This window comes from Geobacillus proteiniphilus, from assembly GCF_001908025.1.
In the GTDB taxonomy this organism is placed as follows: domain Bacteria; phylum Bacillota; class Bacilli; order Bacillales; family Anoxybacillaceae; genus Geobacillus; species Geobacillus proteiniphilus.
In genome coordinates, this window is the sequence record NZ_MQMG01000008.1 from 48,058 (window position 1) to 66,064 (window position 18,007).

The following is an 18,007-nucleotide window of genomic DNA, read 5'->3' on the forward strand; positions in this document are numbered from 1 at the left end:
GGAAAAGGGGCATGGCGGCAAACACGAATAGCTGTGCCCAGGGCGTTCTCCCTTCACTTGCGCGCGCATATACATAAAGACAAGCCGCACGAAAAAGGAGGGGGACGCCGATGGCGCATTTCGGCTCGAAAGGATGGCTCGTCGCTGAGTTGAAAAAGGCAGGCATTGCCCGCCATCCGGTTAGACGAAAAAAAATTGAAACGTACAAGGCGACGGAGCTGTACGGGCTGTACCGAAAATATGTGCAGAAAACATGCTGAGGGGCTGACCCAAAAGGGTAATTTTCCTTAACAAAACACAACATATTGTTTCTTAATGATTGTTTTATACCTAATATACGGTAATAAGAAAGGGTGTCTCGATCCTTTTGGGACACCCTCTTCTTTTTTGGGGTACAATAGTTATAAGGAAAGGCCGCGAAGCCTTGATATGTCAACATTTCGAGTGGGAGGAGGGAGGGCGCGCCTCTTTAGCCAGAAAAGCGATGAAGAAAAAACGATTTACCGTAGCGGAAGGAGAAACGATTGCCGCCTGTTTAGAGCGAATGAAACAAGAAGGCTACCGCCCCATCCGCCGCGTCGAGCAGCCGATTTTCTGAGAAGTGGAGACAAACGGTGAAACGATGGTGGAGCCATGCGGGCGCATCATTGAATTTGAGGCGGTGCGCGATGAGCCATAACGGGCGGTTGTTGGCTCCACCTTAGGCTGAAGGCGCGGCCGCAGATTCGACGGGCTCTGGTTATAGGGGCAAGAGAATTCATCAAAAAATTGCGAAGGAAGTTCTTTTCCCAACGATCGCCGCCTATACAAAGCGGGGAGATCGGCCAGCCAAAAAAACCGGAAAGGGAGTTCCTTCCCGGTCTAGCTGTGCGGCCATTCGCGCGTTTTTTTCGCCTCCCGATGGCCGCCGGTCGGGTTGCCGCTTGATGCTTCGTAGCCGACTTGGTACACATAGTGCTTCGGGGCGTGTATGACGTTGTCCATTCGGTATTGGTCCAGATCGTCTTGAAATTGCCGTTTGCTTTCTTGCTCATCCATCGTTGGTACCCCCTTGTGGATATGGACTGCTGCGTTTATAGGGTGCGTCATCAAGGCGTGTTTTACTCAAAAGCCGTGGATCGTCATGCCGCCATCGACGAATAGCGTTTGGCCGGTTATATAGCTTGACGCATCGGAGGCGAGGAACACAGCCGGGCCGACGAGCTCAGGCAACTCGCCAATCCGCTTGAGCGGCGTGACGGCCAAAATGTCGTTCACATACGCTTCGTCCTCAAGCAGCGTTTTGGTGAGCGGCGTCCGGAAATACCATGGGCCGATCGCGTTGACGCGTATACCGTAGCGCCCCCACTCAAACGCCAGCACTTTCGTCATTTGGATGAGCGCCGCTTTTGTCGCCGCATACACAACCCCGGTGCGCAAGGCGACATGGCCGGCGACGGAAGCGATGTTGATGATGTTTCCGCCTTGCTTTTGTTCTTTCATGACGCGACCGGCTTCTTGTGAGACGAGAAACGCCGACTTTAAGTTGGTGTTCATAATCGTTTCCCACTCATGATCCGTCACATCCAAAGCCGGGGTGCGGATGTTCATGCCAGCGTTGTTGACAACGATATCAAGTGATCCGGCTTGTTGTTTGACATCGGCGACGGCGTCATGCACGGCTTTCCGGTCGGTGACATCAAGCGGATATATGTACGCTTTCCGGCCGAACTGTTCGATATGGCTTGCCGTTTCTTGCAAATCAGCTTCCGTGCGGGCGATGAGCGCCACATCGGCCCCGGCTTCAGCGAACCCGATCGCGATCGCCCGGCCGATGCCGCGTCCGGCTCCCGTCACTAACGCCGTTTTTCCGTCCAAGCGAAACGAAGGCAAAAACATCGAAATCTCCCCTTTCAGAATCGTCGGTACATCCTCATGATAGCATGATCCCCTGTTGCAGCCAATCATTGGCATCGCTGTTTGGCAGGGAGCGGGAATTCCAAGTTGCAGCCGGCGCGCCGTCCCGCTACAATAAAAAAGAGAACACCATCTAGATAAGGGGATGACGCCATGATTCATTACACATGGGCGACCCGGCCGACGATCAAAAAAGTAAAGTGCGTTCACACGAACGCGGAAAAGTACATGGTCAGCAATGTGTTGACGCCGGGCAAAGTATATGAAGTGAAAAGCGAAACGGACGAGTTTTATTTTGTCATCGACAACAGCGGAAAAGTCGGCGGGTTTTACAAAGATTATTTTGAGGAAGTCAAGTGATCGCGCCAATAGCCAAGAAAAAACGGATGTCCGAAACAGGGCATCCGTTTTTTCGATCAGCCGGCGGCGCTTTGTTCCGCCGTCGGCGGCCGCACCCGGCTTGCCGGCAGCGTGATCGTCAACGTCGTCCCTTTTTGTACGGTGCTTTCGATCGTCCACGTTCCTCCCATTTGTTCGATGATTTTGACGGCGACCATCGCACCAAGCCCGGTGCCTTTTTCTTTTGTGCTGAAGTATGGCTCGCCGAAGCGGCGCACTTGTTCTTTCGTCATGCCAACGCCGTTGTCGGAAATGGTGATGACGACTGATGTTCCCCGGTTCTCGGCCGCAACATGGAGCGTGCCGCCGTTTGGCATTGCCTCAATGCTGTTTTTCAACAAGTTGAGAAAACACTGTTGGAAATATTGTGCGTTTCCGATGACAACGCCATGTTCGAGGGAAGAGGATACATGGATCGAATGCATATGCGCCATTGGCGTAATCATTTGCAGCACTTTCTGAAGCTGGGTGGCGACATCAATCGGCTCGGTCTCTTTTGGCGCCGGTTTGGCAAACGTCAAATAGTCGCGGATGATGGCTTCCGCCCGCTCGAGTTCCTCTAAGGCGATGCGAATGTACCGCTCTTCGGTTTCGCGCGGCAGCCGACCAGTTTGCAGCAGCTGGATGAATCCTTTGACGACGGTGAGCGGGTTGCGGATTTCATGGGAAATGCTGGCTGCCATTTGGCTGACGATCTGCATTTTTTCCATCTTCATCAGCTCTGCCCGAGCGAGCTGCGCCTCATGAAGCGTCTCCATCAAATAGACAGCGAACATCATGACAAACGGCGGCATGAGAAGAAAATACACGATATACGGTCTTGTCACTGGAAAATCAGCGACGATGATGGCCGCAAACGTCGTAAGCACTGCGAGCAAAAACGTCAGCCAAAGCGACATAACGAGCTTGCTTGGCCGCGGCAGCTTGCGAAACAGCGGCGAAGCGGCCGCCGCTATGGCAAACATGATGGCGTAAACGATCAACGTGAGCGGCTGAAATCCGTACAAAACGGTGCGTGCCAGCATCAAGACAACAAACAGCACCGCCCCGACCGCGCCGCCGCCATACAATGTCCCAAGCAAAAACGGAATTTGCCGGAAATCATGGACGCACAGCGGATCAATGTAAATCGGAAATTTCATGCACAAAACGGCCGCCAACGCCAAACAAGCCCCAAGCAGCGCCTGGCCATAGAGCGGGCGCTGCCGGATCGCTCGACTATGGTCATAAATAAAGGAAAAGGCAAAGATAGTGACTAAAATATAAAATAAGTTGTTTAGGACGTGCTGGTTAATGTATAAACCCGCCATACAAAAAATCTCCTAATTAAATGAACATCATCGTTTTCCATTATAACTCGGAAAAGGTTGAAAGAAAAATAGATTTGTTGCTTATAGCGCTCTATACGTCCAACAGCACGCATTGCCTGGTTGAAAGACACGGTGCGTTTTGTTATGCCTGGTCTTTCGGCAGCCAAACGGCTAAGATTCCAAAGAGCGGCAGCACGCTGCAAAGCAGCATCAACGTGCCGAGCGACGACAAGTCGGCGATTTTGCCGAGCACGACCGCACCAAGCGCCCCCATGCCAAACGCCAGGCCGACGATCAGCCCGGACGCCATGCCGACATGGTTCGGAAGCAGCTCTTGGGCGTAGACGACAAACGTCGCAAAGCTTAATGACAGCACAAACCCGGCGACAAGCAGCAACGGCAAGGCGAGCGGAAGCGGCGCGTGCGGCAGGGCGAGCGCAAACGGCGCCGTCCCAACAGTCGACCAGATCATTAAGTTCCGTTTGCCGAACCGGTCAGCGATCGGCCCGCCGGCGAGCGTTCCAATAGCGCCGGCGATCATAAAGGCGAACAAGTACACTTGCGCCTCGCGCACGGAAATATGCGTCGTTTCCATCAGATAAAACTGGTAATAGTTTGAGATGCCGGCCGAATACCATGAGCGGGCGAACACGACAAAGATGAGCAGCGCAAGTGCAAAGACGATCGAATGCCCGTGATCGATTCGCTGCCCGGCTTTTTTCGCTTTGCTTGGCGTCGGTCGGCTGCCGAGTTCATGTCCGTACCATTGCGAGACGCGCCAAAGCACGGTGATGCCAAGAGCGGCAGCGAGCGTAAACCAAGCCGCCCCTTTTTGGCCGAACGGCACGAAAATAAGGGCGGTAAAAAGAGGGGCTAAGGCGTTGCCTGTGTTGCCGCCGACTTGATAAATCGACTGCGCAAACGCCCGCCGCGCTCCAGCGGCCAAATAGACGACGCGCGACCCTTCTGGATGAAAGACGGCCGAGCCGATCCCAACAAGCAACGCGGACAGAAGGACAAAGAGAAAATTCGGCGCCAAGGCGAGCCCGGCCATGCCGAGCAAACTTGCCGCCATGCCGAGCGGCAAAAAGTACGGCGATGGCGTTCGGTCCGTCCATAAGCCAACGACCGGCTGCATGATCGATGACGTCATGTTCAACGCAAAAGCGATCCAGCCGATTTGCGTATACGACAGCTCCATCGTCGAGCGCAAAATCGGGAAGAGCGCCGGGATGACCGCCTGCATCGCATCGTTCAAAAAGTGGCTGAAGCTGATGGCGAACAAAATCGGGTAGACGGTTATGCCTACGGCGCTCGTTCGTTCTGTATGGGTGTTCATCGTTCTCCCCCGTTCAAAATATATCTTAATATTCCTAATTATACTTTATTTTTTTGTCTTTTCAATCGCCGGCGCGGTAATTGATTTTTTCCTTGCCTCCAGCGCTGATCGCAAGGTCGACGGAGATGGAGGGGAGAATACCGTCATCGAGCGGAACGGTTCCGTTTACCGATAACCGCCGCCATTCAGAAAGGTTGTTTCGATACAACACATCCGAAATGTTCAATGTGTCAATGCCGCGCGCCGCTCCCCACTGATACGTGCCGCGGATTTCCTGCTCGATTGCTTCTTTAGACAAACGGACAAGTTGCGGCCACGATAGCGGTTCGTTTTGTTCGATGATGGTTCCCACAGCACGAACGCGCAACTGGATACGATCAGCGCCTCCTTCCCGCTTCATAGCCCATTCGGCATGCGGTTCCCGAATAATGAGAGTCGCCGCCGTTTTTCCCTTTTTCTTAAGCGCGAGGGGAGTGCGGCGGATGTCTTGTTCCACCCAGCGAATCCCTTTGACTTCGGATATGCGGGCGCAGCCTTGCAACTTGTAATTGTGCAAAAAACAGGCTCCTTTAAGAACTAACATCGGTTTATTCTTTTTATCTTCCGTCCACTCTTTTTTTGCCAATGACAAATAAGGAAGGCGAGTGGTCATGGCCGGCTCATCGATATGGGCGATAAAACGGTTCAGCCGAATGGGCCGAATAAATGAGCTTTGCCGGAACAGCTCTTCTGGGTTGGATAAAAATGAATAATAGGAAGAGGCAAGCAACAATGGAGTTGACTGGAACAACTTTTCTAGCGATGTGTCTGTTGCGTATACCCAAATCGTATGGCGAATCTCGTTATAACGGTTCAATAAATCGATGACATTGCGAATGACGTCAGGCCGCAGCGCCCGTTTCGTAAAGACAAGGCTTTTGACATGCCCCCAAGAAACCATTTGTTGAATCGATCGATATAAGTTATGGGCGGCGAGATCGAACGTTTCACCCGTCGCCTTGCCGACTGAAACGGTCGCTTGTTCTCTTGTTCCGCCAGCTTCCACTTTGGCGAGCCCGCTGAAGTTAATGAGTTGAACGTACAGCACCATTTTCCCATCTTTGTAATCAATGCCAATTGAATGAATGTAAAGAAGATGGTCAATATTGCGCACCCCCCAGCAGCCGCTAAGCAATACGACGGCGAAAAGTAGGGCAAAAAGCCGCTTGATCATTTATCATCTTCCTTTCTTGGTGTCGCATCGTTTGGATGCAAAATGCGGGCGCGTGTGCGAAATAATCTCCATGCACTTGTGACCAGCGTCTTTCCGATATCGTTCGACGCAGGAGCTAATGGAGCTACATAAGGAACGCCGAACGTCCGCAAATTCACAACATACGTTAAAATGAAAAAGAGCGATAATATAAATCCGAACAACCCGAGAAGAGATGAAAACATTAAAATAAACAATCGAAGTATGGAGACCATGTTCAATAAATTTTGATTGACCAATGTAAAGGAAGAAATAACGGAGATGGCGCTTATGACTAGTGTCGCCGGCGCGGTCAGTCCAGCGTTGATCGCTGCTTGGCCAATAATCAAACCGCCGACGACCGACAGCGTCTGTCCGACAGCAATGGGTAAACGCATACCCGCTTCTTTAAACACTTCAAATAAAATGAGCATAATAAACATTTCTAATGGTACAGGAAGCGGCACTCCATGCCGGGATAGGACAAGCGTTGCCAGCAAGGTGAACGGCAGCTGGTCTGGATGGAACGACGTCAATGCTGTCCATGCTCCGGGGAGAAAAATAGATACCGATATGCTGAACAGCCGAATAAGGCGCTGAAAAATAACAAATAGGAAAAATGTATGGTTGTCTTCAGATGTGTTCAATAAAAAGGTCAAATTGCCCGGCCCGATTAAAGCGGTCGGCGCTCCATCGATCAACAAGAGAAAGCGTCCATTGAGCAGCGAACTAGCTGCAAAGTCCGGCCGGCCCGTATATCCAAACAAAGGGAAAAGAGTGAAACGATGGTCGGAAATCCAATGTTCAATTTGATTTGCGCTTGTGACCGAGTCTACACATAAATTCAATAGGCGCCTCCGCACTTCGTCAATCATGTCTAAGTTGACCATATCATCGATATAGAGCAATCCAATTTGCGTTTGGCTGCGCGTTCCAATAATGAATGGTTCGTAAACAAGGCGGTGCGAACGGATCCGCTTGCGAATGAGTGCTACATTTTTGCCGATTTCCTCAACGAATCCATCCTTTGGTCCGCGGATCGATACTTCTGTGTTTGGTTCGTCTGGATCACGTTTCGGTAGATTGGCCAGCGCCATTGTATACAAGGCGTCTGCCTCTTGGAAATAAATCAGCAATTCGCCGCTGAACAGGCGAAAATTCAAGTCATCGATTCGTACTTCTTTCCCGATATATTCAAGTGTTGCCGGCTTATGCATCTCGATTTCGTCAATTGATAGGAATGAGCATCGTTCCCCCATGTCGCGAAGCATCGGATAAACGGCTTTTTGCAACATCGGTGTATCGCACAGTCCTTCACAGTAGATGAATAAAAGACGGACGGCGACCCTATCAGGCGTGATCGATGGGACCACCGCTTCTTTGATTGTGACGTCATGGCATTTTCCATACATCGTGCGCAATGCTTCTTCGGAAATGATCACCGTTTCTAAAACGGTGCAATCATCGGCCAATCCGTTGTTTTCGGCAGCTCGCATCGGCAACGGCATTATCACATCCCCCTCTTCTTTTTGAAATAAGTAATCATCCCGAGCACGCTAATCAAAACAGAAAGAGCGAGAGAAAAGATGAGCGATGATGGCAACACCCAATATTTTACGAAATGAAAAAATTGTTCATCGCTGATCTGAACGAGCGACGCCAATATGATTATCGTATAAATGGAAATGAGCATCCAGCGGCGTGTTTGTTCGTGTTGCACTGGGAACAGCTCGACAAGCAGAGCTGTAAATAAGGAAATGCGAATAAAAGCACCGGACAGCCACTGGTAGACGGATAAAAAATCGACATGTTCGATATACGTGCCTAGATTGACCATCCGCCATTGTTCAAAAGCCGGATAGCGAAGGCGCGTCGCCTGTTCGGGGCCAAACTCCGTAATTGCGCCGATCGTCGGCCCGATGCTTAAGCTGCCGGTCAAGATGGCAATCATGATGAGCGCCTTCATGGAAAATGTTTTCGGCAGATGGTGAGAAAGGAATAAAAGTATAATGACCTCTGCGTAACCTGCCCCTGCGTACATGATTCCCTGAAAAATAGGCTTCCATCCGTGTTCGAACATTGGTTTTAATAATGAGTAGTCTTTATGCGGCATCGTTGAGAACATGACGAAAAAACCAAACAGTGTGACGAAAGTCAAAATAACAAGTGCGGTATTGGCGATCGAGTGAATGCCGCGATACGCGTTATAAAAACAAAGAGCGGCGATGACGATGATAAGCGCCCATCTCGGCGTCGCTGTCAAATACGATGTTGTCGTAAACGTGACCGTATCGTTTAATGTCACGAAGCTATGAACTAACAAAAAGATGCTGCTGCTGAAGGCGAATAGATAGGCAGCGGCGCGCGAGTATTGGGTTTGAAGCCAATCAAACAGGCGTTGCCTGCTTGTTTGTTTAATGGCAAAATACAGAAACGGCAGCCAAAGCGGAAGAGCGAGCAAAGCGCCAACCGCAGCAATCCATGCATCCCGGTGCGATGCTTCGAGCAAGATCGGGATCACAAGGACGTGATTCATCAACCCGGTTGACAGCATGACCATGCATAACAACTGTAGAACATTCAGCGGCTGCCCGTTCATCGCCAGTCCCTTTCTGCTGTGAATTTGATCTCCATTAACAGTATTTTCAAGCGATGGACGTTTATTCGTTATAAAGGTGGTCGTGCAACTGTATTAGACTATTGGACACAATAACAACGAGACAGCATTTTGGAAAAAACTATTGCCTTTCTTCTGTTTTGTGTGTACTATTAGATGTAGTACGGTTGTGACAATGAGAGGAGGAGGGGAGATGTTTGAGTTCGATTGGCGAAGCCGCCAACCGATTTACGAGCAGCTGATTGACAAAATGAAAGAAATGATCGTTCGCGAACTATGGCAGCCGCACGATCAGCTGCCGTCGGTCCGGATGATGGCAAAACAATTGATGGTCAACCCGAACACGATTCAAAAAGCGTATCGCGAACTTGAGCGCGATGGCTGGATTTATTCGATTCCAGGGAAAGGCAGTTTCGTTGCGCCGCGCTCGAAAGAACCAAACATCGAGGCGATCGCTGCGGTCCGTGAGCAGTTTGTCCGCCTTGTCAAGGAAGCACGGTTTTTAGGGGTGACAGACGAGCAGTTATGGCGATGGATCATAGAAGGGGAGAAAGAGGGGGAAAACGATGATTCAACTCGTGGACGTGACAAAAACGTTTGATCGATTTGCCGCCGTCAAGGGCGCGAACATGATGGTGCCAAAAGGAGCGATTTACGGGCTGCTCGGCCCGAACGGCGCCGGGAAAACGACGCTGCTAAAGATGATGGCCGGCATTCTCCGCCAAGATCGCGGAACGATTACAGTGGACGGGGAGGATGTGTGGGAAAATGTCCGGGTGAAGCAACGCCTTTTGTTTTTGCCGGACTTTGTCTACTTTTTTCCGCACGCGACGATTCGGCAAATGGCGGATTTTTACGAGCAACTGTACCCGTCGTTCAGCCGCGGGCGGTTTACAGAATTGCGGTCCGCTTTTTCGCTTGATGTTGATCAAAAAATTCAGCAGTTTTCCAAAGGCATGCAGCGCCAAGCGGCGTTTTGGCTCGCCTTTTCCGTCCAGCCTGATGTGCTCATTATGGATGAGCCGCTTGATGGGCTCGATGCATTCGTCCGCCGTCATGTGAAGCAGCTGCTCATAGAAGAAGTGGCCGAACGGGAGATGACGGTCGTCATTTCGTCGCACAATTTGCGCGAGCTCGAAGATTTATGCGACATCGTCGGATTGATGGCGCAAGGGACCGTACGGATGGAGCGCGATTTAAACGAGCTGCGCGCCGGGATGCATAAAATTCAAGTCGCGTTTCGCGGCGGATTTCCGAGCGAGTTGGCCGAACGCCTTGACATCGTGCATCGCGAGGAGCGCGGCAGCATCGTTCTTCTTGTCGTCCGCGGCGAGAAACGATCCATCGAAGAGACGGTGAGTTCGTTTGCTCCGCTCATTCTTGACGTCTTGCCGTTGTCGTTGGAAGAAATTTTTGTGTATGAAATGGGGGATGTTGTCGATGTCCGCGAAACGGTTGTCGGCTAACCGCGCCATGTGGACGCAAAATGTTCGCCAAATCGGCTGGATTGCCATCATTCATCTGCTGTTATGGCTGGCGGCGATCGTATTGCCGATTGGGCTTTCGTACTCGCAATATGATCCAAAAGTCGGAAATGTGCCGCAATGGAAGAACGTATACTATATATCCAATGGGTTTGAGACGCTGATTGCTTGGCTTGTCCCGATCTTGGCGGCGGCCGGTGTGCTTCGCTACATGCACGAGAAACGGTCGGCTGATTTCATCCATAGCTTGCCAATCCGCCGCACCGAACTGCTTGTGGGGCAAGTGCTATTTGGCTGGATGCTTTTGATTGTGCCGCTTGCAGTGACAGCGTTGGCCGCCATTGGATGCCTGTATGGGCTCGATCTCCCGTGGCCGATTGGGGCGGCGGATGTAGGGCGTTGGTTCGGTGAGACGCTGGTGATGGAAACGGTTATTTTTGCCCTCGGCATTGTTGTCGGTGTGCTCGTCGGCCAATCGGTGATGCATGTCGTGCTGACCAACATTTTTCTCGTTTTCCCGGCCGGCATCATGGTCCTTATGTTTAGCAACCTATCGTTATTATTGTATGGATTTCCGGATACGTACTATTTATCGAGCGAACTGGATCAGTGGGTGATTCCGATTCGCTATGCGATGCTGACGAATCAGGCGCTGAGTGCGGGAGAAATCGGGATGTTGTTGCTGTTGTCGCTTCTATTTTTCGGTTTGTCCATTTGGCTGTACGAGCGGCGGCCGACGGAAGCGGCCGGGCAGGCGCTCGCCTTTTCAGTGCTTCGCCCGCTGTTTGTGTACGGGGTGGCGTTCTGCTCATGGCTTGTCGGCGGGTTTTATTTTGGGCAGGTAGAACGTGAATGGGGGTGGATTGTATTCGGCTATGTCGCGTTTTCGCTCGTCGGCTATGCCATTGCGCAAATGGCCATTGCCAAAACGTGGCGCGTTTTTCATCGTTGGAAAGGATATGTTGGGTTTGCGGCAACGATGGCGTTGCTCTGCCTGTTGGTTCGTTTCGATCCGACCGGGTACGAACAGCGCGTGCCGGCGCTAGCGGACATCAAACAAGTATATTTCGGCCAATCAATGATGAATTGGGAATATCCTGACAGGATGGGGAGTTCGTTTGAAGAGTATGACCAGTTTTTGCGCACGAAGGACAACATCAAGGCTGTAAGGGCGTTTCACGAGCAGCTTGTGCACGATCAGCCGCTCCCGTCACGTTTTGGCAACATCCAGCCGATTGTGATCGGCTATGTGCTCAAAGACGGCACGCGCCTCATCCGCCGCTACGAAGTGCCGATTGAACCGTACATGCCGTATTTTCAGCGCATCATGGGTTCAAAAGAATATAAGCAGCAATATTATTTGCTGCTTCGCCCAGGGGGCTATTCACCGATCCGTCAGGTGACGATCCGAAATGTGGAAACTGGGTGGGCAGAGGTTGTGCTTGCCGAGCCGAAGGAGATCGAGTCGTTTGTCCAGGCGCTCAAACAAGATTTATGGAATGAGCCGGTGGAGGACATCATCGGCGGGGGGCGCGCATGGCAGGGGAATATTGAATTGCTGCAAAGCGACGGCGATTCATTCAGCCTCCCACTCGATGAATACAACCTCCATGTGCGTCAATGGCTAGAAGAGCGGCACATGTGGGAGAAAATCGAAAAATGACAGGCAAACGGGCAGGGGAAGATTCCTGCCCGTTTCATTTTTTGTCAAGAAGCCGTTTTTTTCCGCCGCCAAAGCCATACGGTCAACAAATCGAGCACCCACAAAAGAAGGAACAGAAATAAGATGAACAGCTCAGGCGTCTCCATGACGCGAAACGGATTGATGACGTTATGGAGCGATTGGTATAACGTCAGTCCCATCAGCCTGTCCATTCCGACGGCGGTAGTGATCAGAAGCAAGAGAAAGGTGAGAGAGACAAAAATGATTTTCAACGCCAGACACCTGCCGCTTTTTGAGGTTAGTGTTTGCTAGCAAGAAGGAAACGATACGCTGTCGTATACGTTTTTGGCCGCTTGTCTATAATGGATGATAAAATGATGCGGAGCGAGGAGGAGAGGGGCATGCTGTTTCAATGGGGGATGAGCCGGCAGAAAAAGCGAATGGACGTCAAGCAAGAAGGACCGGACCATAGCGGCGAGGCGTCGGATGTCCCGCAAGAGCCGCTTTCTGCTGAACTGGCCGTCAATATTGACATCATTCGCCAAAAGACCGGAGAGAGCAACGATGTTGTCATCCGCCGTTTTGCGTTGGGCCAGGAATGGCAAATCAAGGCGGCTATCATTTTTGTCGACGGGCTTGTTGATGAGAAAAACGTGTACGAGTTTGTGCTGACGCCGCTGCTTCAAGCGTCGTTTCCGCTGGCGCTTGAGGAAAAAGAGCGGTTTCAATGGATCGAGAAAAAGCTCGCCGCGGTCGGCGGTGTGAAACATATTTCTGACTGGAGGAAGCTCTTTTTTGAGCTGTTTTCCGGAGCGACGGTCATGCTCATCGACGGGGTGCCGTTTGCCATCAGCGCGAGTACGAAAGGCGGGGAATATCGTTCGATCGAAGAGCCGCAAACGCAAATCGCCGTCCGCGGGCCGCGCGAGGGATTTACGGAGTCGTTGCGCACGAACACAGCGATGATCCGCCGTCGCATTAGAAATCCGAATCTTTGGCTGGAGACGATGCAAATCGGCACGGTGACGCAGACGGACGTTGCCATCATGTACATTAAAGGGATCGCCAACAACGAGATTATTGAAGAGGTAAAGGCGCGCCTGCGCCGCATTGACATCGACGGCGTGCTTGAATCGGGCTATATTGAACAGTTGATTGAAGATCAAACGTTTACCACCTTTCCGACGACATATCATACGGAACGGCCGGATATTGTTGCTGCTAATTTATTGGAAGGGCGGGTGGCTGTTTTTGTCGAAGGAACTCCGTTCGTTCTCGTTGCGCCTGCGTTGTTCATTCAATTTTTTCAGGCGGTCGAAGACTATTACGCCCGTTTTGATATTTCGACTGCGTTGCGCTTTTTGCGCGTCCTGATTTTTTTTATTTCTCTTGTCGCTCCAGCCATTTATATTGCAGCGACAACGTTCCATCAAGAAATGATCCCGACCCAGCTCGTCATCGCCATCGCCGCTCAGCGCGAGGCGGTGCCGTTTCCGGGATTCGTCGAAGCGCTCGTCATGGAAGTGACGTTTGAAATTTTGCGCGAAGCCGGCGTCCGCCTGCCGCGCGCCGTCGGTCAAGCCGTGTCGATCGTGGGCGCTTTGGTCATCGGCCAGGCGGCGGTGGAAGCAGGATTTGTGTCGTCGGCGATGGTCATTGTCGTGTCGATTACTGCCATCGCCAGCTTTGCGACGCCGTCGTTTGCCATTGCCATCTCCGCGCGGCTCATCCGCTTTGGGTTGATGTTTTTGGCCGCCATGTTCGGTTTTTATGGCATTATGATGGGGATTTTGGTGATGACGATTCATTTGTGCAGCTTGCGTTCGTTCGGCGTGCCGTACATGTCGCCGCTTGCCCCGTTCATTCCGACTAACATGGGCGATACGCTGTTTCGTCTGCCTACATGGATGTTCCGCGAGCGGCCGCGTCTCATCAATCAGAAAAACATCGTCCGCCAGTCGGGCGATCAAAAACCAGAGCCGCCGGCGCCATCGCGTCAAGAAAAGGGGGGCGGATCATGAGGCGAGCCATCACTGTCATTGTTTCCCTTGCCATCTGCGCAGGGCTGTTGTCCGGCTGCTGGAGCCAAAAAGAACTGACTGATTTGGCGTTTATCGTTGCTATTGGCTTGGATAAAACGGAAGATGGAAAATACTTAGTTACATTTCAAGTGGTCAACCCAGGCAACGTCGCCGGCGCGACGCAGCGCGGCGGCGGAGCGGCGGGCGTGCCGGTGTCTATTTATACATCAACAGGGGATACGTTGGTTGAAGCGAGTCGAAAAGCATCGGAAAAACTGTCACGTCTCCCTTATTACGCCCATACGAATTTGATTGTTGTCGGTGAAGAAGTGGCACGTGAAGGGCTGAGTGGGGTGCTTGATGCCATGGAACGAGGCAACCAGCTCCGGCCGACAGCGCACTTGGTCATCGCCCGCACCTATTTGGCGAAAGACGTGTTGACGGTGTTGACGCCGATCGATAAAATTTCCGCCAACCAAATTATTAAAACTATTGAATTTTCCAGCAAAAATTGGGGAGAAACGGTTCATGTTGATATTTGGGGAGCGATTCATTGCTTGGCGACTGCAGGCCGCAATTTGGTGATCACTGGGGTGACAGTCGAAGGAGATCTGAAGCGCGGAAAACGGCAAGAAAACGTTCAGTCGTCCGTGCCGGATGCCCGCATTAAATTGGAAGGACTCGCATTATTTAAAAACGACCGTCTCGTTGATTGGGTGGATGGACCGTCATCAAGGGGTGTGCTTTGGTTGCTTGATTGTATTCGACAAACTAATCTGACCGTTTCATGGAAAGGAAAGAAAGAAGCAATCAATTACCAGGTTGTGCGAGCAAAAACGGATGTCAAGGCGAAGGTAAAAGACGGTCGGCCGGTGATTTCCGTTCATATTCAGGCCGAAGGGGACGTGATTGAAACTCGCGTACCCATTGATTTAAGTGATGCCAGCATGCTGTTCCAGCTAGAGAAAGAAATCAAGAAAAATTTAAAGCAAGAAGTGGAAGAAGCGATCGAAACAGCCCAACGCGACAAAACGGATGTTTTCGGATTTGGCGAGGCCGTTCATCGCACTGACCCACGCCTGTGGAAAAAAATTGAAAGTAAGTGGCATGATCGTTATTTTCCTGAGCTTGACGTCACCGTAACCGCTGATATGTATATTCGCCGCACAGGATTGCGCAATAAACCGTATACGCCGAGAGGATAAATCGTTGTGATAGGGGAGATGGGAAGCGCGCAAACAGATAAAGGCGGTGAAATTCAGTTGGAACGCATAAAAATCAATGCACGCCAAATGTTCGTTTTAATCGTATTGTTCGAACACGGCAGCGCCATCGTCATTCCGCTCGGCACGAGCGCCAAACAGGACGTGTGGATCGCCATTTTGCTTGGACTGGCGCTCGGGCTGCTTGTATTCTCTGTTTATGGGCGTTTGTTTCGCTATTATCCTGATCAGCCATTGATCGTCTATATGCAGCGCATTGTTGGGGCGCCTCTTGGCAAATTGTTAGGAATCGTATATGTGACGTATTTTCTTTACATTGCCGCTCGCGTGTTGCGCGACTTCGGCGAGTTGTTGTTGACGTTTGCCTACCCGGAAACGCCGTTGTTTGTCTTAAACGCCATTATGGCGCTGGTTGTCATGTACGGCGCCTATAAAGGATTGGAAGTGCTGGCGCGCACCGGCGAACTGTTTTTGACCCTGCTTTATGTGTTGGCGCTGTCGGGGTTTGTGCTCGTATTGGTTTCCGGGATCGTCGATCTGTCTCAGCTGCAGCCGGTGCTGGAGGAAGGGTGGAACCGAGTGTGGAAAACGGTGTTCACGGAAACGTTGTATGTGCCGTTTGGTGAGATGATCGTGTTTACGATGTTGTTTCCGTATACGAACAACCCCGCGAAAGTGAACCGGGCCGCCATCGCTGGCATGGTGTTCACCGGGGTGAACTTGGCGGTCATTGCCGCGATCAATATGGCTGTTCTCGGCCCGGATGCTGCGTCTCGCTCGGCGTTTCCGCTGCTTGATACGATCCGCCGCGTGCAAGTCGCCCATTTTTTCGAGCGGCTTGATGTTTTTTTCATGATCGCGCTCATTATCGGCGGCTTTTTTAAAATCTCGATCTTTTTTTATGCCGGGCTCGTCGGAGCGGCCCACCTGTTTGGCATATCAAGACACCAGCGGATCGTTTACCCGCTTGGATTGCTTGTGCTGCTTTTGTCTGTCGCCATCGCCAGCAACTACGCAGAGCACATTTACGAGGGGTTGAAGATCGTCACCTTTTACTTGCACATCCCGCTGCAAATCATCATTCCGGTGCTCTTGCTAGTGATCGCTGCGATTCGCCGGCGGTTTGGACAATCGACAAAATAAGAAAAATGGACTAGAAGATTTATGCTGCAACAAGCAGGAAAAACCGCAAAAAAACACGAATACAACAATAACCTTGTTCCTATGGGGAACAATGGAGCAAAAAGTGGTGCTGAACATGCAACCCGAAGGCGGGGTGGAAACAACCCGGCGCCGATGCGCGTTTTTTTTCGGGAAGCCGGTGTCAGCTGAGGGCTATTGATTTGATTATAAAGAAAAAGGGTTGAACGATGGTGAAGGCGAATGTACAGGTGATCGATCAGCTAGACGCAGAACAGTTGGGCAGCGGCATGGTGATTACCGACCGCCGATTTTCGATTGTTGCGGTCAGTGAGCGGATGGCAAGATGGCTCGGATTTGCCAAAAACGAATTAGTCGGGCGGCCAGTCGGCGCTCTGTTTTCAGACGAATGGTCAGCCGCGTTGTTGGACCGCGTTGCCGAGGCGGTAAAAAAGGACGGAGGTTGGCAAGGGGAAGCGCGCCATGTGGCGAAAAGCGGGAAAGCATGTACGAGTCGGATGAACGTCTATAGGTTGTCAGGCAGCGAGGGAGAATGGCTCGTTTGGCATTTTATTGAACACGCCGCTATGCCGCCGGCCAACCGACCGACGCCGTCCGAGTTGCTCGAAGCCATTTACGATTCCGCCCCGTTTGCTGTTGTTCCGGTGGCGGCGGACGGAACAGTGCAAGATTGGGGGCTTAGTGCGGAGCGGCTGTTTGGGCGCCGAAAAGAAGAGGCGGTCGGCCGCCCGATATGGGCGCTCTTTCGTTGCGGCAGCCAAACATGTCTTCCGTTTCCGCCCAAAGAGCAGCAATGCGGCGAAGGGATGGTGCAGCGCCGGGACGGCACGTCCGCAAATGTCGCCTATACGGTCATTCCCGTGCTTCAAGCGGACGGATATATCGTCCTTGTCGAAGACGAGACGAAGCAAAAGCAAAAAGAGGCTGAGCGGCGGCGCCAGATCGAGCTGGCGAAAAAAATTCAGCACAACTTGTTGACGCCGCTCATTCAAAACGAGGCGGTGACGATGGATGCTGTGTATATTCCGTCCGATGACCTGTCGGGCGATATTTACGCTTGCTATCAAATCGATTTATACCGCTACGGGGTCATCGTCATCGACGTGATGGGCCACGGCATTTCGTCGGCTTTGGTGAGCATGCTGCTCCGTTCGCTTTTGCGCGGGTTGATCGTGCGCGTCATCGATCCGGTCTCAGTGGCGAGCGAGCTGGAAAAGCATGTGCAAACGTTGTTTCCTGATGAGGCAAACGACATCCGTCACCTGTTTTCTATGATTTATTTAGTGATTGACACGAAAGAGCGAAAAATTGAATATACCAACGCCGGCCATCCGGCTGGGCTGCTCGTTTTTGACGACGGAAGCGTCCACGAGTTGGACAAAGGCGGTTTGGCGATCGGCAGCCCGTTTTCCTTGCCGTTTGAAAAAGAGGTGATTCATTACGACAAGCGGGCCCGTCTTCTTTTGTATACAGACGGTATTTTAGAGGAGATCGACCCATCGATTTTGCAAAGCATTGAAAAAATTCGCTCATGCACGCAAATGTGCCGCCATTTGCCGGATAAACGCTTCCTCGAACGTTTAATCAGCCAAGGTCCGCCGCTCGTCAGCCCTTCCGACGACATTTGCTTATTGTCCATCACTGTTCATGGATAGGCGGGACG

17 protein-coding genes and 1 pseudogene are annotated in these 18,007 nt (G+C 51.6%); 10 read left to right on the plus strand and 8 right to left on the minus strand.

Features of this window, described 5'->3' with window-relative positions; all coding sequences use genetic code 11:
- Positions 1 to 110 precede the first annotated feature (110 nt).
- On the plus strand, positions 111 to 260 hold the full coding sequence (locus tag BRO54_RS04610; protein ID WP_074043244.1) for a DUF2639 domain-containing protein: 150 nt from the start codon (positions 111 to 113) through the stop codon (positions 258 to 260).
- Between the two features lie 224 nt (positions 261 to 484).
- Positions 485 to 679: pseudogene (locus tag BRO54_RS04615) on the plus strand (NETI motif-containing protein).
- A gap of 182 nt (positions 680 to 861) precedes the next feature.
- Here BRO54_RS04615 and BRO54_RS20020 read toward each other — a convergent pair.
- Positions 862 to 1,038, minus strand: a complete 177-nt coding sequence (locus tag BRO54_RS20020; protein WP_013523694.1) for a hypothetical protein — start codon at positions 1,036 to 1,038, stop codon at positions 862 to 864.
- A gap of 66 nt (positions 1,039 to 1,104) precedes the next feature.
- Positions 1,105 to 1,878: an SDR family NAD(P)-dependent oxidoreductase gene (locus BRO54_RS04620; RefSeq protein WP_074043245.1), complete on the minus strand. Its 774-nt coding sequence runs from the start codon at positions 1,876 to 1,878 to the stop codon at positions 1,105 to 1,107.
- Positions 1,879 to 2,049: 171 nt separating this feature from the next.
- Here BRO54_RS04620 and BRO54_RS04625 point away from each other — a divergent pair, with 171 nt between their 5' ends.
- On the plus strand, positions 2,050 to 2,256 hold the full coding sequence (locus tag BRO54_RS04625) for a DUF6501 family protein (protein ID WP_074043246.1): 207 nt from the start codon (positions 2,050 to 2,052) through the stop codon (positions 2,254 to 2,256).
- Positions 2,257 to 2,312: 56 nt separating this feature from the next.
- Here the strand turns inward: BRO54_RS04625 and BRO54_RS04630 are convergent, their stop codons facing one another.
- The 5 genes from BRO54_RS04630 to BRO54_RS04650 form a co-directional block, all read right to left on the minus strand.
- Complete coding sequence (locus BRO54_RS04630; protein ID WP_074043247.1) at positions 2,313 to 3,605, minus strand: sensor histidine kinase; 1,293 nt, start codon at positions 3,603 to 3,605, stop codon at positions 2,313 to 2,315.
- 142 nt (positions 3,606 to 3,747) lie between these two features.
- Complete coding sequence (locus tag BRO54_RS04635) at positions 3,748 to 4,944, minus strand: MFS transporter (protein WP_015374754.1); 1,197 nt, start codon at positions 4,942 to 4,944, stop codon at positions 3,748 to 3,750.
- Positions 4,945 to 5,005: 61 nt separating this feature from the next.
- Positions 5,006 to 6,157, minus strand: a complete 1,152-nt coding sequence (locus tag BRO54_RS04640; protein WP_015374756.1) for a Ger(x)C family spore germination protein — start codon at positions 6,155 to 6,157, stop codon at positions 5,006 to 5,008.
- On the minus strand, positions 6,154 to 7,683 hold the full coding sequence (locus BRO54_RS04645) for a spore germination protein (RefSeq protein ID WP_074043248.1): 1,530 nt from the start codon (positions 7,681 to 7,683) through the stop codon (positions 6,154 to 6,156). The genes BRO54_RS04640 and BRO54_RS04645 overlap by 4 nt, the downstream gene beginning before the upstream one ends.
- Positions 7,684 to 7,685: 2 nt before the next feature.
- Positions 7,686 to 8,774 carry a GerAB/ArcD/ProY family transporter gene (locus tag BRO54_RS04650; protein WP_066233656.1) on the minus strand — a complete coding sequence of 363 codons (1,089 nt, stop codon included), beginning with the start codon at positions 8,772 to 8,774 and terminating at the stop codon, positions 7,686 to 7,688.
- A gap of 211 nt (positions 8,775 to 8,985) precedes the next feature.
- Here BRO54_RS04650 and BRO54_RS04655 point away from each other — a divergent pair, with 211 nt between their 5' ends.
- The 3 genes from BRO54_RS04655 to BRO54_RS04665 are packed head-to-tail and all read left to right on the plus strand — an operon-like array spanning position 8,986 to position 11,939.
- Entirely contained in the window at positions 8,986 to 9,393 is a 408-nt protein-coding gene (locus tag BRO54_RS04655; RefSeq protein ID WP_066233659.1) for a GntR family transcriptional regulator, read from the plus strand.
- Positions 9,359 to 10,258 (plus strand): ABC transporter ATP-binding protein, encoded by a 900-nt coding sequence (locus tag BRO54_RS04660; protein WP_066233662.1) that lies wholly within the window; start codon positions 9,359 to 9,361, stop codon positions 10,256 to 10,258. Before BRO54_RS04655 ends, BRO54_RS04660 begins: the two co-directional genes overlap by 35 nt.
- Positions 10,233 to 11,939 carry an ABC transporter permease gene (locus tag BRO54_RS04665; protein ID WP_074043249.1) on the plus strand — a complete coding sequence of 569 codons (1,707 nt, stop codon included), beginning with the start codon at positions 10,233 to 10,235 and terminating at the stop codon, positions 11,937 to 11,939. Before BRO54_RS04660 ends, BRO54_RS04665 begins: the two co-directional genes overlap by 26 nt.
- A 44-nt stretch (positions 11,940 to 11,983) precedes the next feature.
- Here the strand turns inward: BRO54_RS04665 and BRO54_RS19785 are convergent, their stop codons facing one another.
- A complete protein-coding gene (locus tag BRO54_RS19785) occupies positions 11,984 to 12,211 on the minus strand; it encodes a YczF family membrane protein (protein ID WP_041467851.1) in 228 nt (75 codons plus the stop codon).
- A 129-nt stretch (positions 12,212 to 12,340) separates the two neighbouring features.
- On the opposite strand from BRO54_RS19785, the gene BRO54_RS04675 reads away from it, so the two are divergent.
- The 4 genes from BRO54_RS04675 to BRO54_RS04690 all read left to right on the plus strand — a co-directional run bounded on the left by BRO54_RS04675 (position 12,341) and on the right by BRO54_RS04690 (position 17,999).
- On the plus strand, positions 12,341 to 13,960 hold the full coding sequence (locus BRO54_RS04675) for a spore germination protein (RefSeq protein ID WP_074043250.1): 1,620 nt from the start codon (positions 12,341 to 12,343) through the stop codon (positions 13,958 to 13,960).
- Entirely contained in the window at positions 13,957 to 15,165 is a 1,209-nt protein-coding gene (locus tag BRO54_RS04680) for a Ger(x)C family spore germination protein (protein WP_011231120.1), read from the plus strand. Before BRO54_RS04675 ends, BRO54_RS04680 begins: the two co-directional genes overlap by 4 nt.
- A gap of 57 nt (positions 15,166 to 15,222) precedes the next feature.
- Complete coding sequence (locus BRO54_RS04685; protein ID WP_074043264.1) at positions 15,223 to 16,326, plus strand: GerAB/ArcD/ProY family transporter; 1,104 nt, start codon at positions 15,223 to 15,225, stop codon at positions 16,324 to 16,326.
- Positions 16,327 to 16,553: 227 nt separating this feature from the next.
- Positions 16,554 to 17,999, plus strand: a complete 1,446-nt coding sequence (locus tag BRO54_RS04690; protein WP_074043251.1) for a SpoIIE family protein phosphatase — start codon at positions 16,554 to 16,556, stop codon at positions 17,997 to 17,999.
- Positions 18,000 to 18,007 lie beyond the last annotated feature (8 nt).